General features: G+C 71.2%; 21 protein-coding genes and 1 tRNA gene. 7 read left to right on the top strand and 15 right to left on the bottom strand.

What is annotated here, in order from left to right; genetic code table 11:
* The 12 genes from H0487_RS05575 to H0487_RS05630 all read right to left on the bottom strand — a co-directional run.
* Nucleotides 1–1,278, bottom strand: a 1,278-nt coding sequence (locus H0487_RS05575) for an acetyl-CoA carboxylase biotin carboxylase subunit (protein WP_183093238.1), incomplete at its 3' end; no start/stop codon positions are given.
* The gene (locus tag H0487_RS05580) at nucleotides 1,275–1,718 is read right to left on the bottom strand and encodes a cupin domain-containing protein (RefSeq protein ID WP_220793109.1); all 444 of its coding nucleotides are present in this window, start codon (nucleotides 1,716–1,718) and stop codon (nucleotides 1,275–1,277) included. The genes H0487_RS05575 and H0487_RS05580, both read right to left, overlap by 4 nt.
* Nucleotides 1,715–2,692, bottom strand: a complete 978-nt coding sequence (locus H0487_RS05585) for an SDR family oxidoreductase (protein ID WP_183093239.1) — start codon at nucleotides 2,690–2,692, stop codon at nucleotides 1,715–1,717. The genes H0487_RS05580 and H0487_RS05585 overlap by 4 nt, the downstream gene beginning before the upstream one ends.
* Nucleotides 2,693–2,702: 10 nt before the next feature.
* Nucleotides 2,703–3,893, bottom strand: a complete 1,191-nt coding sequence (locus tag H0487_RS05590; protein ID WP_183093240.1) for an acyl-CoA dehydrogenase family protein — start codon at nucleotides 3,891–3,893, stop codon at nucleotides 2,703–2,705.
* A gap of 23 nt (nucleotides 3,894–3,916) precedes the next feature.
* Nucleotides 3,917–5,449, bottom strand: coding sequence for an acyl-CoA carboxylase subunit beta (locus tag H0487_RS05595; protein WP_183093241.1), 1,533 nt, complete (start codon nucleotides 5,447–5,449; stop codon nucleotides 3,917–3,919).
* Nucleotides 5,446–6,261: an SDR family oxidoreductase gene (locus tag H0487_RS05600; protein ID WP_183093287.1), complete on the bottom strand. Its 816-nt coding sequence runs from the start codon at nucleotides 6,259–6,261 to the stop codon at nucleotides 5,446–5,448. The genes H0487_RS05595 and H0487_RS05600 overlap by 4 nt, the downstream gene beginning before the upstream one ends.
* A 1-nt stretch (nucleotide 6,262) precedes the next feature.
* Nucleotides 6,263–7,852, bottom strand: a complete 1,590-nt coding sequence (locus tag H0487_RS05605) for a flavin-containing monooxygenase (RefSeq protein ID WP_183093242.1) — start codon at nucleotides 7,850–7,852, stop codon at nucleotides 6,263–6,265.
* A gap of 13 nt (nucleotides 7,853–7,865) precedes the next feature.
* A complete protein-coding gene (locus H0487_RS05610; protein ID WP_183093243.1) occupies nucleotides 7,866–9,209 on the bottom strand; it encodes a cytochrome P450 in 1,344 nt (447 codons plus the stop codon).
* Entirely contained in the window at nucleotides 9,206–10,120 is a 915-nt protein-coding gene (locus tag H0487_RS05615; protein WP_183093244.1) for a short-chain dehydrogenase/reductase, read from the bottom strand. Before H0487_RS05615 ends, H0487_RS05610 begins: the two co-directional genes overlap by 4 nt.
* An 8-nt stretch (nucleotides 10,121–10,128) precedes the next feature.
* Entirely contained in the window at nucleotides 10,129–11,211 is a 1,083-nt protein-coding gene (locus H0487_RS24215; protein WP_183093245.1) for a PDR/VanB family oxidoreductase, read from the bottom strand.
* A 1-nt stretch (nucleotide 11,212) separates the two neighbouring features.
* Nucleotides 11,213–12,112: a metal-dependent hydrolase gene (locus tag H0487_RS05625; protein ID WP_183093246.1), complete on the bottom strand. Its 900-nt coding sequence runs from the start codon at nucleotides 12,110–12,112 to the stop codon at nucleotides 11,213–11,215.
* On the bottom strand, nucleotides 12,112–13,647 hold the full coding sequence (locus tag H0487_RS05630; RefSeq protein ID WP_183093247.1) for an acyl-CoA synthetase: 1,536 nt from the start codon (nucleotides 13,645–13,647) through the stop codon (nucleotides 12,112–12,114). The genes H0487_RS05625 and H0487_RS05630 overlap by 1 nt, the downstream gene beginning before the upstream one ends.
* A gap of 130 nt (nucleotides 13,648–13,777) precedes the next feature.
* On the opposite strand from H0487_RS05630, the gene H0487_RS05635 reads away from it, so the two are divergent.
* The 4 genes from H0487_RS05635 to H0487_RS05650 all read left to right on the top strand — a co-directional run bounded on the left by H0487_RS05635 (nucleotide 13,778) and on the right by H0487_RS05650 (nucleotide 16,380).
* Nucleotides 13,778–14,404, top strand: a complete 627-nt coding sequence (locus H0487_RS05635) for a TetR/AcrR family transcriptional regulator (RefSeq protein WP_183093248.1) — start codon at nucleotides 13,778–13,780, stop codon at nucleotides 14,402–14,404.
* Nucleotides 14,401–15,255 (top strand): lysophospholipid acyltransferase family protein, encoded by an 855-nt coding sequence (locus H0487_RS05640; RefSeq protein ID WP_183093249.1) that lies wholly within the window; start codon nucleotides 14,401–14,403, stop codon nucleotides 15,253–15,255. Before H0487_RS05635 ends, H0487_RS05640 begins: the two co-directional genes overlap by 4 nt.
* A gap of 76 nt (nucleotides 15,256–15,331) precedes the next feature.
* Nucleotides 15,332–15,835, top strand: a complete 504-nt coding sequence (locus tag H0487_RS05645) for a nitroreductase family deazaflavin-dependent oxidoreductase (protein WP_183093250.1) — start codon at nucleotides 15,332–15,334, stop codon at nucleotides 15,833–15,835.
* A gap of 38 nt (nucleotides 15,836–15,873) precedes the next feature.
* On the top strand, nucleotides 15,874–16,380 hold the full coding sequence (locus tag H0487_RS05650; protein ID WP_183093251.1) for a GNAT family N-acetyltransferase: 507 nt from the start codon (nucleotides 15,874–15,876) through the stop codon (nucleotides 16,378–16,380).
* Between the two features lie 7 nt (nucleotides 16,381–16,387).
* Here the strand turns inward: H0487_RS05650 and H0487_RS05655 are convergent, their stop codons facing one another.
* Nucleotides 16,388–18,376, bottom strand: coding sequence for a penicillin acylase family protein (locus tag H0487_RS05655; RefSeq protein WP_183093252.1), 1,989 nt, complete (start codon nucleotides 18,374–18,376; stop codon nucleotides 16,388–16,390).
* Nucleotides 18,377–18,393: 17 nt separating this feature from the next.
* Entirely contained in the window at nucleotides 18,394–19,350 is a 957-nt protein-coding gene (locus H0487_RS05660; protein WP_183093253.1) for a pirin family protein, read from the bottom strand.
* A gap of 126 nt (nucleotides 19,351–19,476) precedes the next feature.
* Here H0487_RS05660 and H0487_RS05665 point away from each other — a divergent pair, with 126 nt between their 5' ends.
* From H0487_RS05665 to H0487_RS05675, 3 genes are all read left to right on the top strand, one after another.
* Nucleotides 19,477–21,045: a phytoene desaturase family protein gene (locus H0487_RS05665; protein WP_183093254.1), complete on the top strand. Its 1,569-nt coding sequence runs from the start codon at nucleotides 19,477–19,479 to the stop codon at nucleotides 21,043–21,045.
* A 91-nt stretch (nucleotides 21,046–21,136) separates the two neighbouring features.
* Nucleotides 21,137–22,903, top strand: coding sequence for a hypothetical protein (locus H0487_RS05670; RefSeq protein WP_183093255.1), 1,767 nt, complete (start codon nucleotides 21,137–21,139; stop codon nucleotides 22,901–22,903).
* A gap of 120 nt (nucleotides 22,904–23,023) precedes the next feature.
* Nucleotides 23,024–23,096 (top strand) — tRNA-Lys (locus H0487_RS05675).
* A 68-nt stretch (nucleotides 23,097–23,164) separates the two neighbouring features.
* On the opposite strand, the gene H0487_RS05680 is transcribed toward H0487_RS05675, so the two are convergent.
* On the bottom strand, nucleotides 23,165–23,716 hold the full coding sequence (locus tag H0487_RS05680) for a hypothetical protein (RefSeq protein ID WP_183093256.1): 552 nt from the start codon (nucleotides 23,714–23,716) through the stop codon (nucleotides 23,165–23,167).
* Nucleotides 23,717–23,736 lie beyond the last annotated feature (20 nt).

A 23,736-nucleotide genomic window follows, 5' to 3' on the forward strand; every position in this document is an offset into this window, starting at 1 on the left:
CGTCGTGCGGATCCCGCCCACCCCCAGCTCCCGGAGCGCGCGCCGGGCGCCGGCGACCGCGGCAGCGCGGTCGGCGCCCCACACGACGAGCTTCCCCACCAGCCCGTCGTAGTGCTCGCTCACGACGTCGCCGCGCTCGTAGCCGGTGTCGAACCGGACCCGCGGAGGCGTCGCGAGCGCGGTGATCGGGCCCGGGGTCGGCAGGAACGTGCCGCCGCGCGGGTCCTCGGCGTTGATCCGCAGCTCGATGGCGTGACCGCGGATCGTGAGGTCGGCCTGCTCGAAGGAGATCGGCAGCCCGGCTGCCATCCGCAGCTGCTCGGCGACGAGGTCGAGCGGCTCGCCTGAGCCGATGACGGAAACGGCCTCGGAGACGGGGTGCTCGACCTGCAGGCGGGTGTTCATCTCCAGGAAGAAGAACTCGTCGTCCTGGGCGAGGAACTCCAACGTCCCGGCGCCGCGGTAGTCGACGGCCTTGGCCAGTGCGATGGACGCCTGACCCATCGCATCGGCGGTCTCCGGTGAGACCGAGGAGGCCGGCGCCTCCTCCAGCAGCTTCTGATGACGGCGCTGCACCGAGCAGTCCCGGGTGCCGATGGCGACGACGTTGCCGAGCTCGTCGGCGAGCACCTGGACTTCGACGTGTCGCGGCCGCTCGAGGTAGCGCTCGACGTAGACCTCCGGCTCGCCGAAGTACGCCGTCGCCTCCCGCCGAGCGGAATCCACGGCGGCGTCGGCCTCGTCGGCACCGTGCACCACCCGCATGCCGCGGCCACCGCCGCCGTACGACGCCTTCACTGCGAGCGGGTAGCCGTGGATCGTCGCGAACGCCCGCACTTCGTCGCCGTCGACTACCGGGTGCTCGGACCCGGGGATCGTCGGGACTCCGGCCGCGGCGGCAGCGGCGCGGGCACTGAGCTTGCTCCCCATCAGCTCCATGGCCGGGGCGGGCGGCCCGACGAAGACGCATCCCGCCCTCTGCACGGCGCTGACGAATTCGGCGTTCTCGGAGAGGAAGCCGTAACCGGGGTGGACCGCCTCCGCCCCGGACTGCTCGATCGCGCCGACGATCTTGGCCACGTCGAGATAGGACTCGGCCGCAGTGGTGCCGCCAAGCGAGACCGCCTCGTCGGCCATCCGGACGTGGAGCGCGTCGGCGTCGACGTCGGAGTGGATCGCGACGGTGGCGATGCCGAGGTCGCGGCAGGTGCGGATGACGCGGACCGCGATCTCGCCACGGTTCGCGATCAGGACCTTGGTGAACGGTGGCGTGGTCATGACGCGAACTCCGAGGGCGGGAGATCGACGTCGGGGAGGTTGACGACCAGGTTGTCGGGCGTCCGCGCGGTCAACCAGACCAGCCGGGCGTCCTTGCTGCGGTTGCACTCGATGTGGGGCAGCCACGGCGGCACCTGCACGAAGTCGCCCTCGTCCAGGTCGTAGTACTCCCGGTAGCCCTCCCCGAAGTAGATGCGAGCCTTGCCCTCGAGCACGTAGCCGCCGGTCTCCGCACCCGCGTGGTGGTGCGGGACCGACCGGTACGCCGGGTCGTTGAGCACCTTGCCGAGCCAGATCCGGTCAGCACCCATCCCGCGGTGGATGGCGGCGATCCGGGTCGCCCCGGCGCTCTGGCGCGTCTCCACGGTCAGCTGGTCGGCCGTCACCACGGCCGGAGCCCGGTCGTTCCGCACGCCGGTCCGGAGGTGGGGGTTGATCACGACGCACCCGTCCGCTCCAGGGGCCGGCGCTGGTCACCGGCGAACTCGGACACGACCGACTGCGACGTCGGGACGATGCCGGAGTCGGCGGTGCCGAGGACCGGCATCGCCGGCCGGGCGCGCTCCAGCAGGTCGGTCAGCTCGTGGGCGACGTCGTCGGTGGACCACCGACGGCCGAGGTCGGTGACGACACCCTCGTGCCAGCCCTCGTTGACGAACACCTTGCTGCCGAGGACCGTGAAGGTCCGCCCGGTGACGTCTCCGGCCTCCTCGCTGCAGAGCCAGGCCAGCAGCGGACTGGCGTTGGCGGGGTCCATGACGTCGAACTCCCCCTCGCGCGCGGTCATCGTGTCGGCGAAGAGCGTCGCCGTCATCCGGGTCCGGGCGTTGGGCGAGAGCGCGTTGACGGTCACCCCGTAGCGCCGCAGCTCCTCGGCGACGGTGATCGTGAACGCGGCGATGCCCGCCTTCGCCGCGCTGTAGTTGGCCTGGCCGATGTTGCCGAAGAGGCCGGCTGGCGAGGTGGTGTTGACGATCCGGCCCGAGACGGGTTCTCCGCTCTTGTGGGCGGTCCGCCAGTGCCGCGCGGCGGCGCGGGTCAGCAGGAAGGTGCCGCGCAGGTGGACGGCGATGACCGCGTCCCACTCGTCGACGGTCATGTTGACGAGCATGTGGTCGCGCAGGATGCCGGCGTTGTTGACGACGGCGTGCACGTCACCGAACTCGTCGACCGCCGTGGCCAGGAGGTGCGCCACTCCGTCCTCGTCGGTGACGTCGCAGCTGGCGGCGACGGCCCGGCCTCCGGCCGTCCGGATCTCAGCGACCACGTCGGCAGCGGGGTCCTCTCCGCCGGACGCGAGGTCGTTCACGACGACAGCGGCACCGTGCGCCGCGAACTCGAGGGCGTGCGCGCGGCCGAGGCCGCGACCGGCTCCGGTGATGACGGCGACGCGGTCGTTCAACAGGTTGCTCATGGGTGTCTCCTCAGAAGGACCGGGGCAGGCCGAAGCCCTGCTCGGCGATGTGGTTGCGGACCATGTCGTTGTTGAGGGGCGCGAAGACCCAGAGCCGGACGTCGCGCCACCACTGCTGCATCGGGTACTCCAGGCTGAAGCCGGCGCCGCCGAGGATCTCCATGCCCGTGGTCGTCGCCTTGACGGCGGCCTCCGAGGCCGCCAGCTTCGCCATGGACGAGAGGATGTCCGCGCGGCCGCCGGCGACCTCGGCGTGCGCGGCGCGAGCGAGCAGTCCGCGCGCTCCCTCCAGGGCGACCATCGCGTCGACGAGCCGGTGCTGGACCGCCTGGAAGGACCCGACGGTGGAGCCGAACGCCGGGCGCTCAGCGGCGTAGGCGGCGGCGTACTCGACCGCCGCGCGGCCCGCGCCGATCGCGCCGGCGGCGGCGTTGACCCGCTCCCGGTTGAGCACCGACAGCACCTGGCGGAAACCCCGGCCCACCTCGCCGACCACCGCGTCGTCGGCGACCCGGACGCCGTCGAAGGTGACCTGGCAGGTGTCGAAGCCGTGCACCGCGACCGTGGGCAGCTCGCGCACGGTGATCCCGGGGGTGTCGGCAGGCACCAGGAACATGGTGATCCCGTCGATGGCGGAGCCCGCGACGTCCGCTGACCGTGCCAGGACCACGTAGACGTCGGAACGGGTAGCCCCGGAGATCCAGGTCTTCTCGCCGTCGATCACCCAGCCGCCGCCGTCGCACCGGGCCGTCGTGCGCATGGCTCGGGCGATGTCCGTACCGCCGCCGGCCTCGGTGAGGCAGAACGACATCGTCGCGTCGCCGGCGGACAGCGGGGCGAGCCAGGTGTCGCGCTGCTCGCGCGAGCCGTGTGCAGAGAGGATCTCGATGCCCATGTAGTGCACGACCATGAACACGGCCATGGACGTGGGGCCGGCGGCGAGCTCCTCGAGGACGACCAGCTGGTCCAGGGCGTTGCCCTCGCCTCCCTGCTCGGGGTGGGCTCCGATCGAGGTGGCGCCGAGCTTGGCGAGGTGGGCGTGCAGCTCGTCGTCGAACTGCTCGGCGGTGTCGAGCGGCAACCGGCGCTCCGGCGGGGCGACGTCGCGCACGATCGCGCGGACGGCCTCGCGCAGCGCCTGCCGCTCCGGGGTGTCCGCGATGGGGTCTGCCGCGGCGCCGACGGCGTCGGTGATGAACATGGTGGTCCTCTCGGGAACCGGTCTCAGACCGGGTAGACGCCGTTGCGGCGGCGGATCTCGGGCTTGCGGCGGTCGCGATAGACGCGGTAGCGGGAGGCGAGCTCGCTGCGCAGGTGCTCGACCGGCACGACCGCTTCGACGGCGTTCTCGTTCGCGATCTGGAAGACGTCGATCTTCGCCTCGTACTCGGCGCGCAGACCGGCGACGAACCGCTGCCGCTCGGCCTCGTCCTCGATGGCCATGGCGCGGTTGTAGTGGACGCCGGCGATGGCGGCCTCCGGACCGAGCAGCGCGGGCTTGGCGGTCGGCAGGGCCAGGACGGCGTCGGGGTTCATCGGGCTGCCGGACATGCCGAGGTAGCCGCCGCCGTAGGCCTTGCGGACGATCACCGCGATCCGCGGCACCCGGCTCTCGGCGACCGCGAACAGCATCTTCGCTCCGTGCCGGATGATCCCGTCCCGCTCGGCGACGGTGCCGAGCATGTAGCCGGAGACGTCGACCAGGAACAGCAGCGGCACGTTGTAGGCGTTGCACATCCACACGAACCGCGCGGCCTTGTCGGACGAGTCGCTGAACAGGACCCCCGCCTTGACCGAGGACTGGTTCGCGACGATCCCGACCGGGGCACCCTCGATCCGCGCGAAGCCGGTCACCAGCTCGGGCGCGAACAGCTCCTTGTGCTCGAAGAACGAGTCGGCGTCGACGATGCCGTCGATGAGCTCGTGGACGTCGTACGGCGTGGCCTCGTTGGCCGGCACCACGTCCCGCAGCGGACCCACGTCGCGCGGCGGGCGTGCGGCGACCGTGGGCGGCTGCTGCTCCCAGCTGGCCGGGAGGTAGGACAGGTAGAGGCGGACCGCGTCGATCGCCTCGGGCTCGGTCGCGACCATCACGTCGGCGAGACCGGAGACCCGGGCGTGCAGGTCGGCCCCGCCCATCTCCTCGAGCGTCACCGACTCACCGGTGACCATCTCGGCCACGCGGGGCGAGCCGATGTAGGCAGTGGCAGTGCCCTTCACCATGATGGTGACGTCGCACAGCGCCGGCACGTAGGCCGCGCCGGCAGGCGACGGGCCGAAGAGAGCGCAGATCTGCGGCACCCGGCCGGAGATCTGGACCTGGTTGTAGAAGATGTTGCCCCACGCGTGGCGCCCTGCGTAGCTCTCGAACTGCTCGTCGATGCGGGCGCCGGCGGCGTCGACGAGGTAGACCAGCGGCACGCCGAGCTCGTCGGCGAGCAGCTGCATCCGGGTGATCTTCTCGAAGGTGCGCTTGCCCCAGGCGCCGGCCTTGACGGTGTAGTCGTTGGCGATCACGCACACGCGGCGGCCGTCGACGTGGCCGACGCAGGTGACCACGCCGTCTGCCGGGAGGTCCTCGAGGTGGCGGGCCAGCAGGCCGTCCTCGAGCTCCTCGATGTCGTCGAGGAGGAGCTGCAACCGCTCGCGGACGAGCAGCTTGCCGGCCGCGCGGTGCTTGTCGCGGGCAGCCTGTGGTCCGCCGATGCGAGCGGCGGCGAGGCGGAGGTCGAGCTCGTCGTGGACGTTGCTGGTCACGGCGCGGCCTGTCCGATCCGGTCGTCGTAGGACCGGCGCGCGTCGCGGTCCACGTCGAGGAAGGCCCGGTCGCCGCGGAAGGCCTTGGCGAGCAGTTCGTTGGCGAAGCCGGGGAGGTTGTCGTAGAGCCGTACGTTGTGGCGCAGCGCGGTCGGCGCGTAGGCGATCGCGTGGTTGCGGCGGACCGCCGCCACGACCGACTGCGCGACCTCCTCGGGCTCGAGGTTGCGGATCCCGCGCAGCCCCTTGGTGCCGGTCACGAGGTCGGTGTTGGTGAACGACGGCAGCACCGTCGAGACACGAACGCCCTGCGGCGCCAGCTCCTGCCGCAGCGACTCCCCGAGCGCGAGCACGCCGGCCTTGGTGGCGGCGTAGACGGCGCCGCCCGGAGGAGGGCACTTGCCGGCGATCGAGGAGATGTTGACGATGTGGCCGCTGCCGCGCTCGACCATCCCGGGCAGGACCGCGCGGACGCCGTTGAGCACCCCCACCAGGTTGACGTCGACCGTGCGGCGGACGGTGTCGGGGTCGAGCTCCAGGAAGCGACCGATCGGCATGATCCCGGCGTTGTTCACGAGCAGGTCGACGGCGCCCAGCTGGGACTCGACCTCCTTGACGAAGCCGGCGAAGGACTCGGCGTCGCTGACGTCGAGGTGCCCGCCGACGCCGCTGGCCGTCAGGCCGGTGGCCGTGCTGGCGGCGAGGTCGCCGTCGAGGTCGCCGATGGCGATGCTGTAGCCCTCGCGGAGCAGAGCGGCGGCGATGGCCCGGCCGATCCCGCGGGCTCCTCCGGTGATGATGGCGACGGGCATGTCAGTGACCTCCTGCGATGAGGCGGCGACGGGTGTCGGCACCGGGGTGCGCGGCCGGTGCGGCCGCGGCGTACTCGTAGTCGTCGTGCACGACGCGGCGCTGGTGCCACCACGCGTGCAAGGTGGACGTCGGCCGCAGGAAGGGCGCATCCCCGTGGGCGTCGACGTAGTAGCTGTTGGACCCGGCGCACGACGGGTTGACGAAGATGGTGTCGCCGACCTTCGCGCGCATCCGCTCCAGCCAGTGCTCCTGCGCCGCAGCCGAGATCTCCACCCGGGTGGCCCGCTGTCGATCCGCCTCGCGCACCACCTGCACCGCGTGCCGCGTGCACAGCTCCCAGGCGGTGAACAACGAGGGGCCGGCGACGCCGTACGGCCCGGGGCACAGGAAGAGGTTGGGCCAACCGCGGACCGAGGTGCCTTCGTAGGTCTGCTTGCGGTCCTTGACCCAGTGCTCGTTGAGCGTCAGGCCCTCGGTGCCGTAGAGGTCGTAGGGGACGTCGAAGACCTTGAACCCGGTGGCGAGGACCAGGGTGTCGATCGGTCGCTCCACCCCGTCACGGGTCCGGATACCCGTCGCGGTGATGCGCTCGATGCCGTCGGTGACGAGCTCGACGTTGTCGCGAAGGAACGCCCGGTAGTAGGAGTTGGAGAACGACGGCCGCTTGCAGGCGAAGCCGTACGACGGGGTGAGCTTCTCGCGCAGCTCCGGGTCCGGCACCTGGGCCCGGAGGAAGGCGCGGCAGACCTGCTCGAGGCCCTTCACCGCGTACGGCGCCTGCCGGTTGTAGATCCCGCTGAGCGCGATCACCTCGGTCGCCGCACTGGTCCCGAACCGCAGGGCGCGGTGGGCGAAGGGCACCGTGCCGAGGGCGGCACGCGCCGGACCGGGGATCCGGGGGTTCACCTTCGGCAGCACCCAGATCGGGGTGCGCTGATAGACCGTCAGGGAGCCGACGGTCGGAGCGATCGCCGGGATCACCTGCAGGCCGGAGGCGCCGGTACCGATCACGGCCACGCGCTCGCCGGTCAGGTCGTGGTCGTGGTCCCAGTCCATGGTGGAGATGACGTGGCCCTCGAAGTCCTCGAGCCCGGGGATCTCCGGCGGCTTCGGGGTGATCAGGCTCCCGTGGCACGACAGCAGGAACCGGGCGGTGACGTGGTCGCCACCGGCCAGGGACAGGCGCCACACGTGGTCCGCCTCGTCGAAGCGGGCCGAGGTGACGTCGGCGTGGAAGCGGATCTTGTCGCGCAGGCGGTAGCGGTCCGCGCAGTGCTCGGCGTACTGCTTCAGCTCGTGGCCCGGGGCGAACGCCCGTGACCAGGACGCGTTCGGCTCGAAGACGTAGCTGTAGGTGAAAGACGGGATGTCGACGGCCACGCCGGGGTAGGTGTTGTCGCGCCAGGTGCCGCCGACCTCGCCCTTCCTCTCGAGGATGACGACGTCCTCGATCCCGGCCTTCTGCAGCATGATCGCTGCACCCATGCCGGCGAAGCCGGCGCCGACGACCGCCACGTGGTGGTCGGGCACCGTCTCGTCGGGCACGGTGACGTCGGGTACGGCGCGGAGCGGCGTCTTCCTGCGGGCCATCGTCGACTCCTTGTCAGATCCGGTTGAGGTGGACGGGGAGCCCGTCCTTCACGACGGGCAGGGCGGTCAGGTCGAGCGGCCAGCGGTAGTCGTCGGGGACCGACCACGAGAACTCGCGGAGCAGCTGGTGGAACGTCGCCTTGACCTCCATCCCGCCGAAGTACAGGCCGATGCACTTGTGCACGCCCCCGCCGAAGGGCTCCCACGCCAACCGGTGGGCCTTGTCCTCGCGGCGCTCGTCGGAGAATCGATCGGGATCGAAGCGGTGCGGCTCGGGCCAGATCGCCGGGTCGTAGTGGTTGGCGTAGAGCGGCACGATCACGGAGGTGCCCGCCGGGACGTGGTGGCCGAGCAGGACCGTGTCCTTCACCGCCTGCCGCGGGAGCACGGGCACCGGCGCGTGCAGGCGCAGGGCCTCCTTCATGCACTGGTCCAGGAGAGGCAGTGCGTCGAGGTCGGACAGAGAGGTGATCGCCTCGAGCGAGTCGGCCTCGTCGCGGAGGCGCTGCTGCCACTCGGGGTGTCTGGCCAGGTAGTAGGCCATCGTGGTCATCGTGATGGTCGAGGTGTCGTGCGCGGCCATCAGCACGAAGATCATGTGGTTGACCACATCGTCGTCGGTGAAGGTGTTGCCGTCCTCGTCCTGCGCCCGGCACAGGTTGGCGAACAGGTCGTCGCCGCCCGCGCTGCGCTTGTGGCCGATATTTGTGTGGAAGAACTCCTCCAGCACCTTGCGGGCCTTGAGCCCGCGGTCCCAGCCCAGACCGGGCACGGGCTTGCGGACGATGCTGGCGCCGGCGCGGACGGCGGCGATGAAGGCCTTGTTGAGGCGTGCGGCCTCGGAGTCGGTCAGGTGGACTCCGACGAAGACGTCGAGGGCGATGTCGAGTGTCAGTTCTTTGAGGTTGTCCTGCACCCGGAAGTCCGGTCCGCTGCTCCAGCGGCGCAGACGCTGCTGAACGGTGGGGACCATCCGGGCCAGGTAGCCCTCCAGCTCCTGCCGGCCGAACGCGGACTGCATGACCCTGCGGTGGGCGTGGTGCTCGTCGAAGTCCATGAGCATCACGCCGCGCTCGAAGAACGGGCCGATGAAGTAGCCCCACGCCGGGGCGTTGGCGAAGGCGCGCTCCCGGTTGACCAGAACCTGTTCGGCAGCGTCCGGCCCTTGAGCGACCACGCTGGTGACGCCGAAGTTGTTGATCAGCGACAGGTCGCCGTAGGTCTCGCGCAGCCGGGCGTACTCCCGCAGCCGGCCCTCGTGGGTGCGGAACCGCAACATCTGGGTGACCATGTTCGTGCCGTCCCCCCGGACCGCCAACAGGTCGCTGTCGGCAGGGACCTCGAGTGCGATGCTCATGACACACGCCTCAGCACGTCGGTCGGCTCCTGGGCGCGGCCCTCGATGGCGCGGAGCAGGCCGTGGACGACCCCCGACCGGGCGGCGACGGCGTCGGCCACGGCGTTGAGGACGCCGCGGCCCCAGGAGTAGCCCTGCCAGGCGACGGGTGCGTAGGTCGCGCTCGCGCGGCGCCCGATGCCGTCGGCGATGACCTCGGCCGCATGCTCCGCCGAGATCCGGTTGGCCAGCGGCCACGGCATCAGCCGCGTGAGCTGCGGCCCGAGCTCGTCCTCGTCGAGCGGCCGCGCCATCGGGGTGCGCACGAAGCCGAAGTAGGCGACACCGGCGCTGGCGCCGACGGCGGCGAGCTCCAGCCGGAGCGATCGGCCGAGCGCCTCGACCCCCGCCTTGCTCGCCATGTACGGCGACAGACCGCCGCCGGGACAGAACGCGGCCGCGGACGAGACCACCACGACATGACCGTGGCTGCTGACCACGTGCGGAAGTGCGGGCCGGACCGTGTTGAAGACGCCGGTCAGGTTGATGTCGACGACGCGGTCGAACTCGGCCGGCTCGACGGTGCGGACGGTGGCCGGGGTGGGAGCCACGCCGGCATTGGCCACGACCACGTCGATCCGGCCGTAGTGCGCGACGATCTCGTCGACCGCGGCGCTCATCGCTTCGCGGTCGCGGACGTCGACCCGGATCGCGAGCGCGCGTTCGCGCAGCTGCTCCGCTACCCGCTCGGCGGCCGGGCCGTCGACGTCGAGCAGAGCGAGACAGGCGCCCCGGTCGTGGAGCGTTCGAGCCAGGGCCTCACCGATGCCGCTGCCGGCTCCGGTGACGAGCACGACCTTGCCGCGGACGTCGTACGACTGCGTGCCGGGGAGCCGCGGATGCTGGATCGGCAGGTGGGAGAAGGGGAACATGGGTGACCTCACAGGTCCAGGACGAGCTCGCCGGTGCCGCGGGACACGCAGACGAGCATCGAGTCGGGGCGCTGGCTGTCCAGCAGGGTGGTGTCGCGGTGGTCGACGTCGCCAGAGAGCACCGCGACCTTGCAGGTGCCGCAGAAGCCCTGCTGACAGGAGTAGGTGACGTCGGGTCGGGCCCGGCGGACCGCGGCCAGGAGGGTCTCGTCCGCGGCGACCGTCACCGATGTGCCGGTGCGGGCGAGGCGGGCGGTGAACTCCGTACCGTCCACCACCGGGCGCGCCGAGAAGCGCTCGGTGTGCAGCTCACTGCGCCCACCTCGCGCGGCGAGGGCTCGATGGGCGGCGGCCGCCATCTGCGGGGGCCCGCACAGGTAGGTCGCATGGCCCTCGGCGACCCCGTCGACGAGCGCGGCCACGTCGGGGATCCCGTGCTCGTCGTCGGGGAGGACGACGACCTCGCCGGAGCGGTACCGGGCGAGCTCGTCGAGGAACGGCATGCTCGCCCGGCTGCGTGCGGTGTAGATCAGCCGCCACGGCACACCCTGCCGGTGCGCCGTGCGCACCATCGGCAGGATCGGCGTGATGCCGATCCCCCCGGCGACGAACAAGTAGCCCGAGGCCGGGGCGATCCGGAAGGCGTTGCGCGGCCCGCGGACCGTGAGCTGGTCGCCGACGGTGATGTCGTCGTGGACCTCACGCGAGCCCCCGCCGCCGTCCTCGATGCGCCGCACCGCGATCCGATAGCGGGTGGGGTCATCGGGGTCGCCGCACAGCGAGTACTGACGCTGCCGTCCCGACGGGAGGAACACGTCGAGGTGGGCGCCGGGGCGCCAGAACGGCAGGGTGGACCAGTCGGGCGCACGCAGCGTCAGGCTGATCACGCCCTCGGCCTCAAGCCGGAGGTCGTGGACGACCAGGTCCTGGTCGAACCCGGTACGACGCACCGGCCGTGGTCGGGTCAGTGCCCGGCCGAGTGGGCTGACGGCGATCGCGCGGTAGGCGTCGACCGTGCGGACGAAGAGGTCGACCCCCGGGTGGAGAGCGACGTCCGGCACCGGGTCGCCGGCCAGGATGAGGCCGGGCACGTCAGGCTCCCTGCTCGGCGGCTCGTGCTGCCGGGGAGGTCGCCAGATACCGGATCGCCGAGTCGAGGGTGCCCATGCTGCTCGGGTGGAACCCCGGCTTGAGGTAGACCGGGATCTCGGTCGCGAAGATGGTGAGGCTCGGCACCAGCCCGCGTCGGACGGCGCCGGCGATCTGCAGCGGCCACGGCTTCCACCACCGGCGGGAGGGGTCCTGCGCCATCAGGTGGTTGAGCGAGACCAGCCAGGTGCCGAGCAACCCGGCGCTGGCCAGCAGCGCCCAGCGGGCTCGCCGGGCGTAGCTCCCGTCGACGTGCTGGAAGACGTCGAAGAGGACGTCGCGGTGCTCGACCTCCTCGGCGCCGTGCCAGCGCAGCAGGTCGAGCATCATCGGGTGCATCTGCGCCTCGTCGAGGCCTTCGGCGTCGAGGAGCCACTGTCCGACCACGGCGGTGAAGTGCTCGGCGGCGGCGTAGAACGCGAGCCGCTCGGCGAGCCACTCCTTCTTCGCCCGGCCCTTCAGACCGTGGTCCGAGAGGATCTTCTGCAGCATGAGACTGGCGTTGCGGACGACCGGCTCCACGTCGATCCCGTGCGCCGCCAGGTGCTCGTGGTAGCCCTCGTGGGAGTCGGCGTGCATGGTCTCCTGCCCGATGAAGCCGATCGCCTCCTCGCGCAATCGCTCGTCAGCGATGAAGGGCAACGCCTCCGACAGCGCCCCGGCCATCAGCCGCTCCCCGATCGGGATGACCAGGTGCATGACGTTCCAGAACTGGGTCGCGAGCGGCTCGTCAGGGATGTAGTGCAGCGGCACCTCCTCCCACTGGAAGGAGACGTTGCGAGGCTTGATCGTGTGCGCTTCCTCGACGTACGGCTGAGGCTTCGACCTCGTTGTCCTGCTCATCACGCCTCGGCCTGGTCGGCGTACCGCGCCCGCAGCTCTCGCTTCAGGACCTTGCCGGCGCCGGAGATCGGGAGCTCGGTGACGAAGTCGACGGTGCGCGGAGCCTTGTAGCCCGCGATGTGCTCCTTGCAGAACGCGGCCAGCTCCTCGGCAGTCGTCACGGCGTTCGGGGCGAGCACGACGCACGCGTGCACCCGCTCACCCCACCGCTCGTCGGGCAGCCCGATCACGGCGGAGGCCAGCACGGCGGGGTGCTTGCTGAGCGCCGTCTCGACCTCGGCGGAGTAGACGTTCTCTCCGCCGCTCACGATCATGTCCTTGATCCGGTCGACGACGTAGACGAAGCCGTCGTCGTCGAGGTAGCCGCCGTCGCCGGTGTGCATCCAGCCGTCCTTCAGCGCCGCGGCGGTCTCCTCGGGCTTGTTCCAGTAGCCGAGCATCACGTTGCCGCCGCGCACGCAGATCTCGCCCACGGTCCCGTTCGGGACCGCGACGCCGAGCTCGTCGCGGATCTCGACCTCGGTGTGCGGAGCAGCGCGGCCTGCGGACCGCAGATTGCGGCCGTGGTGGTCCTCGTGCATCAGCATCGTGGCCACCGGTGCGAGCTCGGTCATGCCGTAGGCCTGGAGCATGCGCACGTGCGGGAGCACCTCCATCGTGCGGCGCAGCACTCCTTCGGCGATCGACGAGCCGCCGTACATCACGCGCTGGAGGGAGGACAGGTCGTACTGGCCGATGTCGGGGTGGTCGACGAGCATCTGGATCATCGTCGGCACCAGCAGGACGTCGGTGACAGCATGCGCCTGGATCGCGTCGAGCACGGCCTTGGGCTCGAAGAACGGGACCATGACGTGCGTGCCGCCCGACGCCGTCTGCGAGCACCAGGCAGCGAGGTCGGCCAGGTGGAACATCGGGGCGGCGTGCAGGAAGACCGACCCTGGGGGCAGGAACTGCCCGGTCGCCATGCCACCGAGCGAGGACGTCATCAGGTTGGCGTGGCTGAGCATCACGCCCTTCGGGAACCCGGTGGTGCCGCCGGTGTAGAAGAGCCCCGCCAGGTCCTCGCCCGAGCGCCGTACGTCGGCAACCGGCTCCGACGACGCCACCAGCTCCTCGTAGGACACCATCCCGTCAGGGGTCGGGCCGTCGCCGCAGTGCACGAGCGTCGTGAGCCCAGCGCACTGGGCGGTCAGCGCGGGCACCATCGGCGAGAACGCGTCGTCGACGAGGAGCACCCGGGTGTCGGAGTCCTCCAGGGAGTAGGCGACCTCGGCCGCGCTCCACCGGATGTTGACGGGGTTCACGACTGCCCCGGCCCACGGGACCGCCACCAGGTACTCGGCGTACCGGTCGCTGTTCATCGCGAGGATCGCCACCCGGTCCCCCTCGGTGACGCCCAGCGATCGGAGCCCGGACGCCAGTCGGGCGACGCGGTCACCGTGCTCGGCGATGGTGCGGACCCGGTCGCCGCTGATCGTGGCGATGGCCTCTGGCTTCGCCTGCAGCGCCCGGTGCAGTCCCTGGGTCAGGTACATGGAGGTCCTCCTCAGTCGCGGGGCGGTCAACACCCTCGGAAGGCCCGAATGTAACGCTGCAACGCTTTCTGTTGCAATGTTTCTGCAACATTTGTTGATGCAATGTTGCATCTCTTGCTAACCTCGCACCATGGCCACGCCTCGTACGAAGCTCCCGGTCGGCACCGATGACCTCCCCGAGGGCGACCCGACCATCGACCGGATCCTCGACGCGGCCCTCGAGCTGTTCGCCGAGGTGAGCGTCCGCAAGACCACGCTCGAGGACATCGCCAAGCGCGCCGGCGTCGACCGGGTCACCGTCTACCGTCGGTTGGGCTCGAAGAGCGAGGTGGTCCAGCACGTCATGGCGCGCGAGTCGCGTCGGATCTTCGAGCGGATCGCGCAGACGGCGAGCTCGTTCGACGACCCCGACGAGCGCGTCACCCGGGTGTTCACCGAGATCGTCGTCAGCCTCCGCGACCACCCGCTGTTCAACCGGATGATCCGCACCGAACCCGAGGCGACCCTGCCCAAGGTCACCCGCGAGGCCGGCGACCTGCTGGCCATGGCGGTCACCTTCGCCGCCGAGCACCTGGTGCCCGAGCAGCCCGGCCCCCGGGACCTCGACGCCCAGCTCGCCCGCATCGAGATCGTCGTGCGGGTGATCCACTCTCTGGTCATGACCGAGCGCGCTGTCGTCGACCTGTCGACGGAGAAGAAGCTCGCCGCGTTCGCTCGGGACTACGTCGCCCCGATCGTCAACTCCCCCACCCGATGAACGACGACGCGGCGCCCGCCCTCAGCGACGGGGCCCGGCTCGGACTGGAGCTGACCGCGGTCGACAAGGCCGCGTTCGCGGCGCTCACGGCGCCGCTGCGACTGTGGTCCTCCCCGGTGTTCGAGGGGATGGACCACCTGCCGGAGACCGGGTCCGCGCTCCTCGTCGGCAACCACACGATGTACGGGATGCTCGACGCCCTCGTGCTCGCCGAGCACGTGCAACGCCGCCACGGCCGGGTGATCCGGGTCCTCGCCGAGGACGTCCACTACACCGTCCCCGGACACCGAGACGTGCTCACCCGCTGGGGGGCCGTCCGTGCCAGCCGCGAGAACTGCCGCACCATGCTGGGCCACGACGAGCTCGTGATGGTCTTCCCCGGCGGGGCGCGCGAGGTGACCAAACGCAAGGGCGAGAAGTACCAGCTCATGTGGAAGGGCCGCACCGGCTTCGCCCGGATGGCCGTCGAGGCCGGCTGCCCGATCATCCCCGTCAGCTCCATCGGCGTCGAGGACAGCTTCGACATCGTGCTCGACGCCGACAGCCTGGCCTTGCGCCCGCTGCGACGGTTCCTGGAGTCGCGCGGCTTCCGCTGGAGCGAGCTGGCCCTGCCGATCGCGCGCGGCGTCGGCCCGACGCCGATCCCGAGGCCCGAGCGCTACTACTTCAGGCTGGGCGCTCCCATCGACACCCGACGGTTCGGCGGCCTCGCCGACGAAGCAGCCGTGACCTCCGTGCGCGACGAGGTGCACGGAGCGGTCCTCGATGGGCTGCACGCACTCTTCGACCAGCAGTCCGCGGACCCGGGTCGGCACCTCTCCGGCCGCGTCCGGGTCGCCCTGCTGGGTTGATCGCGGCTCCTTGGACTTCAACATCTTGTTGAAGTATCTTGTTGAAGAACAAGTTCCAGTCTGTCGAGGAGATCCGATGTCCACCGCCACCCCGGCCTTCGCCCCCCAGCGCCCGGGCCTGCTCAAGCCCCTCGCCGTCCGTATCGGGGCGATCTCCTGGATGCCCAAGCTCCTCCCCCAGATCGTGCGCACCGACAAGGCACTCCAGGGCGCGACCCGCGGCAAGGTCACCATCCTCGACGTCGCCGGCCTCCCCAACCTGATGCTCACCGTCACCGGCCGCAAGAGCGGCATCCCGCGCAGCAACCCGCTGCTGTGCGTCCCCGACGGTGACCGCATCCTCATCGCCGGCTCCTACTTCGGTGGCCCCAAGGAGCCGTTGTGGGTGAAGAACATCGAGGCGAACCCCGAGGTCACCGCCCGCCTGCGCGGCGAGACGTTCGAGCTGACCGCTCGCCCCCTCCTCGGTGCCGAGCGCGCCGAGGCCTGGACGACGATGGTCGCCACCTGGCCGAACTTCCTGAAGTACGAGGAGCGCACCGACCGCGAGATCAAGGTCTTCGCGCTCATTCCTCGCTGAGCACTCACGCCCTCGTCGCGGTCGTCTAGATTCCTGGCATGACCGACGACCGCCGCAGCCGCGCTGCGGCGGTCGAGCTCAGCGTGGTCTCCCCGGACGAGCACGCCGGCGCGCAGCACGCCCTTGCCAGCTACTTCGCCGAGATCGACGCGCGCTTCGCCCACGGCTACACGAAGTCCGGTCCGGTCGCGGCCGAGCCGGGGTCGACGTACGTGCTCGCGACGATCGACGGGGAGCCCGTCGCGTACGGCGGGCTACGGCCCACTTCCCTGGACGCCACCACGACCGAGCTGAAGCGGATGTGGGTCCACCCGGACTGGCGCGGAGCCGGTCTCGGGTCACGGATGCTGCGCCACCTCGAGGCGCTCGCCGCAGAGCTCGGAGCGCGACGGCTGGTGCTCGACACCAACGAGGCGCTGGCCGAGGCGATCACGATGTACGACCGCGCGGGCTATCGGCGCATCGACCGCTACGAGGGCAGCGACCCGCACGCCACCCACTTCTTCGAAAAGACGCTGGGTCGTCCGAACCAGGGTGACCGATAGGTCACTCTCACTCGGACGACTGCTCCTCGACGAGCTCGTCCCAGTCGGTCACGATCGGGGCGAGCCCACCCGCCGCCCACAGGGCGAGCTGGTCGTGGTGGTGCGGGGTGCCCGGGAGGCCGCTCGCGCCGACCGGGACGACCCAGCCGCCGGCGTTCCGATCGGCCAGGTCCCACACGTAGCGGGCCACCGACCCGCGGCTGCACTCGTCGGAGATCGCCGGGTAGGACACGCAGCAGCGCACGCAGTCGGCGTCGCCGGACAGCGGCAGCCGCGGCAGGTCGTCGTAGTCCTTGTCGGTGAGCAGGCCGAACCAGTGGACCGGGTCGGTGAGGTGCGTTTCGCCCCAGGTCGGCACGTCGTCCCTCGCCGCGGCGATCCCGGCGTCGACCTCGGCGAGCGCCGCCTCGGCCAGCGCGACCAGGTCGACCCCGAACGGCCGGTGCCCGGCGAGGTTCTCGTTGGCCAGCCGCGGCAGGGCGAGCCCGATCCGGTAGGTCGCGTTGAGCCAGGGCGCGAAGATCTCCTCGTGCTCGTGGCCCGCGGGCGGAGCGAACAGACCGGCGAACACCGGCTCGTCACAGAGCCGCCGGACGAGTGCCGAGCGGAACGCGGCATAGCGAGCGGCCTGCGCCGAACCGGCGTCCATCACGCCGTCGAAGCCGTCGAACGCACCGGGCACCAGCGCCGTCACCATCGGCACGGTCGCCAGCAACGCGTCGTTGTGGAAGGACGCGAACGCGTCGCGGTCGAGGTCGGTACGTCCGTCGAGCAGCGCGTGCAGCCGGTCCGCGCGGTACGGCGCAGCGAAGACGGTGCCGATCGCGTCGGACTCGGGTCCACGCCGCTCGTTGGCGGTGACGACGTGGCCATCGGCCGGGACGTCCGCCCGGTTGGGCTCCAGCACCCAGCCGGTCCAGGCACCGTGCTCGTCGCGGACCGGGACCTTGCCGGCGATCCGGTAGCGCACGACCCCGGCCCGGTCGGCGACGACCGCGTTGTTGACCGGCTCGACCCAGGAGTCGAGCGCCCGGTCGACGTCGTCGACGGTCCGAGCCCGCAGCAGGCCGAGGATCGCGTCGAAGCCGAGGTCGCCGAGCTCCCACGACGACGTCCGCACCGCCAGGCCGTCCTCGAAGACCAGTCCCCGCGCGGTCTGCACGACCTCGATCTCGACCGGCTCACCGTCGCGGACCTCGATCGTCTCGAGGTGCCGCTCGACGACCTCGGACCCGTCGTCGTCCACCACGTCCTGGTAGTCGGCGCACGCGTTGGTGATCGCCCACGCCACCTCGCCCGCGTGGGCGAAGTGCTGGACCCCCGGTACGCCGACGAACGTGTAGCCGACGACGTCGAACGGGTCCGCCGGGTCCTCACACACGAGCCGGACCTGCTGATAGACGCCGGGCTGCTCGATGATCCGGTGCGGGTCGCCGCCGATGAGGGGCAGGCCGCTCGTCGTACGACCACCGGCCGCGGCCCAGGCGTTGCTGCCCGACGCGGTCGGGTCCTGGTGGGAGAGGAACCGTACGTCGTCGCCGAGGACCTCGACCGCGAGCCGCTTCCACAGCAGCCCGCCGATGTTGGCGAAGAGCAGGTGCTGGGCGAGGAAGGTCGCCAGCGGCGTCCACGGCGCCCACTCCCCCGGCGCCAGCCCCAGGTCCGCGAGCTCGGGGACCGTCGTCGGGTCGAGGCCGGCGAGACCGGCGTTGACCCCGTCGACGTACGACGTCACGAACGCCTGGGTCTCCTCGGTGCAGGCAGCGAACGCCCGCTGCGCGGTCTCGACCGTCCGCATCCGCCGGGAGAACCGGTCCCACGAGACGCCGACCTGGCCGACGACCTCGGCCGTGGTCCCCTCGGCCCGCCGGCGCAGCCACTCCAGCTGCCACGCCCGGTCGGCGACGGCGACCCGCCCTTGCGCGTGGGCGAGGTCGAGGACGGAGCCGGCGCGCAGGTGCGGGATGCCGAAGGAGTCGCGGTAGAGCCGAGCCATGCTCGGGACTCTAGGACTCACACGGGGATGTGGCCGAAGCGACCCTTCTCGAAGTCGGTGTAGGCCTCCATGACCTCGGCCTTGGTGTTCATGACGAACGGTCCGGCCCAGGCGATCGGCTCGTTGATCGGCTGCCCGCCGACGACGATCACGTCGAGCTTGGGCGACCGGCTCTCCTGGCTGCCGTCCGCGTCGATCGTCAGGTAGTCACCTGCGCCGAGGACCGCGGTCTGGCCGGTCCGGATCGGCCGGCCGGCGTCGAGCCCGGCGCCGACGGTGCCCTTGCCGTTGAGGACGTAGACGAGTGCGTTGTGGTCCACCTGCCACGGCAGGTCGAGCCGAGCCCCCGGCTCGATCGTCGCGTGGACGAGGGACATCGGGGTGAAGGTGGATCCCGGGCCCTGGTGACCGTCGACCGCGCCCGCGATGACCCGGACCAGCGCCCCGGCGTCCGGGGTCGTCAGCAGGGCCACCTGCCCGGACCGGATGTCCTGGTAGCGGGGGTCGTTGCGCTTGGCGTCGCGGGGCAGGTTCACCCACAGCTGGATGCCGTGGAAGAGGCCGCCCTGCTGGACCAGCCACTCCGGCGGCGCCTCGATGTGGAGCAGGCCGCTGCCGGCCGTCATCCACTGGGTGTCCCCGTTGGTGATGGTGCCGCCACCGCCGTGGGAGTCCTGGTGGTCCATGACGCCGTCGATGATGTAGGTGACCGTCTCGAAGCCGCGGTGCGGGTGCCACGGGGTGCCCTTGGGCTCGCCCGGCGCGTACTCCACCTCGCCCATCTGGTCCATCATGATGAACGGGTCGAGCCGCCGCATGTCGATCCCGGCGAACGCCCGGCGGACCGGGAAGCCCTCGCCCTCATACCCCTGGGGAGCTGTGGTGACCTCCCAGACGGGGCGCGGCTGGTCGCCGAGGGCGGGCGCCTTCAGCCGGGGCAGCACGGTGAGGTCATCGACGGTGATCGCGGGCATCTCGCCCACCTCCCAGAGGGTTGGGTACATTTGGTTGCCAAGTCAACTATACCCTGGTCCGTCCTATTCCGCGCCCTTCCTCGAACCGCCTCGGATCACGTCGTCGTTCCCGGCTAGGGTCGGAGAGTGACCACTCGGAGTGCGTATGACGTCGCCATCGTCGGCGGCGGACACAACGGGCTCACGGCTGCCGCCTACCTCGCCCGCGCGGGCCTGTCGGTGGGCGTCCTCGAGCGCCTCGGCCACGTCGGCGGCGCCGCGATCAGCGCCGAGGCGTTCAGCGGTCACCCGACCCGGCTCTCCCGGTACTCCTACCTGGTCTCGCTGCTGCCCGACCAGGTCGTGCAGGACCTCGGGCTCGACATCAGCCTGGTCTCGCGCCGGACCGCTTCCTACACCCCGGTCGTCCGCGACGGCCGGGCCACCGGCCTGCTCGTCGAGCGGGTCGAGGGCGAGGCGACCCGCGAGTCGTTCCGAGCCCTCACCGGGTCCGACACGGAGTACGAGGCGTGGCGCACCTTCTACACCGACGTCGCGCACCTCGGGTGGGCCGTCGCCCCGACCCTCCTGCAGCCGCTCCCCCGGGCGAGCGCCATCCGGTCCCAGGTCAGCCCGACGACGTGGAACGACGTCGTGGCCTCGCCGCTCGGCGAGACGATCGAGCGACGGTTCGCCGACGACACGGTCCGCGGGGTCGTCGCGACCGATGCGCTCATCGGCACCTTCGCGTCGCTCCACGACCCCTCGCTCATCCAGAACCGCTGCTTCCTCTACCACCTCATCGGCAACGGCACCGGTGAGTGGCGGGTGCCGGTCGGCGGCATGGGCGCGGTCACCGAGGCGCTCACGAAGGCCGCACTCGACGCGGGCGCCGAGATCGTCACGGGCGCCGGCGTGCGGTGGATCCGCCCCGGCGCCGACGGCGCCGAGATCACGTGGCACGACGGTCGCTCCGAGCGCGGGCTGACGGCCGGGACGGTCCTCGCCAACGTCGCGCCTTGGGTGCTCGGCCTGCTGCTCGGCGAGCCGCACGACGAGTCGACGAAGCCCGAGGGCGCCCAGCTCAAGGTCAACTTCCTCCTCGACCGGCTCCCGCAGCTCAAGTCGGGCCTCGACCCGGAGGTCGCCTTCGCCGGCACCCTCCACCTGGGTGAGGGCTACGGCGAGCTGTTGTCGGCGTACGGCGCCGCCGCGGCCGGCCAGCTGCCCGACCCGATACCGGGCGAGGTCTACTGCCACTCCCTCACCGACCCGAGCATCCTCGGCGACGTGCCGCCCGGCACCCACACCCTGACCTACTTCGGCCTGCACACGCCGGCGTCACTGTTCGCAGAGGACCCCGAGGCGACCCGTGCCGAGGCACTGCGCCGGGCGATCGCCTCGCTCGACGAGCACCTGGTCGAGCCGATCGAGTCGTGCGTCGCCCGCGACGCCGACGGCAACCTCTGCATCGAGGCCAAGATCCCGCAGGACATCGAGCGCGACCTCGCGATGCCTGGCGGCCACATCTTCCACGGCGACCTCGAGTGGCCGTGGACCTCGGACCGCACCCGTCTGTCGACGCCCGCCGAGCGCTGGGGTGTCCAGACCAGCCACGAGTCCGTGTTGCTGTGCGGCTCCGGCGCACGGCGCGGCGGCGCGGTCTCGGGGATCGCCGGCCACAACGCGGCCCAGGCCGTGCTCGAGTCCCGCTGAGCGAACCGGGTCCTCATCCGTAATGCCGATGCGCTGACGGCGCATCGGTCGTACGTTGGTCGGAGCATCGCCACTGGCCCTTGGGGGCATCATGCGGAACAAGTGGATCACGGCTCTCGGCGGACTGCTCCTCGCCCTCACCACGCTCGTGATGCCGACGCTCCCGACCCCGTCGGCTGCCGCCGCGCCGGCACCGTGGCACTGGGTGCGCGTGCGCGACTACGTCCATGTCGATCCCTACGGCTACTACTCGATCCGGGAGTTCTGCCCGAGCGGCTACACCGCCATCACCGGCGGGCTGGAGCTGCCGATCCACTCCCGGGTCCGGCGCGGGGACGAGTACCGCTTCGACGACGGGGCCGGCTCCTCCTGGTTCGTCACCTTCGAGAACACCTCGCAGTTCCACGGCGACGCCTGGGTCGTCGCGGAGTGCGTGCTCACCAGTGACCTGCCGCCGATGAGCCACAACTTCGTGCAGGTCCCGGCGACCGGCCAGTACAACACCGCAGGAGCGACCGTCTCGTGCCTCAACGAGGGCGAGGTGGTCCTGACCGGAGGCGCGAGCTGGAGCAATGTCAACACGCGCACCCTCTCGGTCAACGGGGCCGGACCGGACGGACGGTCGTGGCACGCCGAGGGCTCGAACTCGGTGAAGAACGCCCTGCTGGCCGTCGAGGTCTACTGCGTGGACCCGGCCGCGGTGCCGGGATACGTCAAGGTGGAGTACCACCAGCCGGAGGAGTTCTCCTGGCAGGCGTCGGTCACCTGCCCGACCGGCAAACGGGTCCTCCACGGCGGCAGCCCGGACTCGGTGTTCGCGTCGTACCCGAACCTGAACAGGTGGACGGCGACAGGGAGCACGGACTACGTCGCCTACGACGCCGTCGTCCGCGCCTGGTGCGTCGACGCGGGCGTCCCGACCGTGACGTCCTTCTCCGCCACCCCTGGTCCGGAGGGCACTCTCACCAGCGACGTCTTCGCCGGCTTCACGATGGACGCGACCGACCCCGCCGGCTTCGCCTATCCCGGGTTCCGGTGCTCCCTCGACAACAGCGCCCCCACCACCTGCTACGAGCCGTGGTACGAGCCGCTCGCCGACGGTCCCCACCAGTTCGTCGTGTTCCCCCAGACGCCGGACGGTCGGCTGGGGCCGACGATCACCTACCGCTGGACCATCGATTCCGCTGCGCCGACCGTGACCACCCCCGGGCTCGCCAAGATCTCGCTCACCACACCGACCATCGCGTGGAAGGCGGCCGACGTCGGGTCAGGTGTGGAGACCCACCAGGCGAAGCTGTGGCGGGCGCGCGCCGACGGGTCCGTCGTGGACTGGTCGTTCCCGGCTGGCTGGGACGACCTGCCCGGGCCGAGGGTCAAGCTGCCCGCCCTTGCGGCCGGAGAGACCCAGTGCGTCTCGGTCCGGGCGACCGACCTCGCCGGCGGCTCCTCCGCGTGGTCGCCTCCGCGGTGCACGTCCCGCCCGTTCGACGACCGGGCGATCGCGACCACCACCGCCTCCTGGACCCGCCTCACCGGTACGACGTTCTGGCTCGAGACGGCGACCCAGACCTCCGCGACCGGCCAGAGGCTGCGGCGGCCGGCGACGACGTTCGCGCAGGTCGGCGTCCTCGCCACGGTCTGCCCCGGCTGCGGGGTCGTCGAGCTCGCGCTCGACGGGGTCAAGCTCGCCCGGATCGCCCTCGACAAGCCCGCGGTCGCTCACCAACGGGTCCTGCTGCTGCCCGCCGGCGCCGTCCGTACGGGCACCCTCACCGTCACCAGCGTGACGACCGGCAAGGTGGTCCGGATCGACGGCCTGATCACCGTCCGCGCCACCACCACCCCACCGCCACCCTGACCGGCGCCGCCCTGACCGGAGCCGCTCAGGGCGACCTCGATTTCATCCCAGCGGCCGATCGCTGTAATCTAGGTGTCGCTTCGCAGGTCCAAGGCACGCCCGGGGTTCCTGTTGAGCCGAGCGCCATTAGCTCAATTGGCAGAGCAGCTGACTCTTAATCAGCGGGTTCGGGGTTCGAGTCCCTGATGGCGTACCGACAGCCCCTCCCGGTTCCGACCGGGAGGGGCTTCCTCGTTCCCGGGCGGGGCACCTGCGCCCGCCTCAGGTGCCGAGGTCGGTCAGCAGCATCAGGCAGACGACGAGACGGTCGTCCTCGTCGGCGAGCGCGCCACTGGGCGCGGACGTCAGCATCGACGCCTGCCACGCCTCCCCCCGTCGGGCCAGCGCGCGCGCTGCGGACCGGCGCTCGTGGCAGCCCCGAGCTCCGAACGACTGGATCGCCTGCTGGCCGAGCACGTCGTCGGCGACCTCGAACGCCGCGAACACCCGCGCGTCGTGGGTCTCCTCACAGGGCACCAGCTCGACGCGGGAGAGGACCGGCTGGTCCTCGGGAACGAGGACGCAGTCACCCGCTCGCAGCTCGTCGGCAGCGAGCTGGGCGTGATCGACCGGCAACTCCGCACCGCTGTTACGTCCCCAGACCAGGAATCCGATGATGCCGCCCAGGACCGCGACGGCGAGCCCGATCATCACCGCGTGGGTGAGGGCCTCGTCCACGCGGTCACGGAGTCGCGGCGTCGCGTCCTCGTCACGCCGTGCGAATCGTCCGTAGGAGCCGTCCTGCTCCGTCGCTCCCGGCCGCGTCTCGTCCACCGCCGCCCCTTCCTCTCAAC

Origin of the sequence: Nocardioides stalactiti (genome assembly GCF_014180715.1) — a bacterium.
GTDB lineage: Bacteria > Actinomycetota > Actinomycetes > Propionibacteriales > Nocardioidaceae > Nocardioides > Nocardioides stalactiti.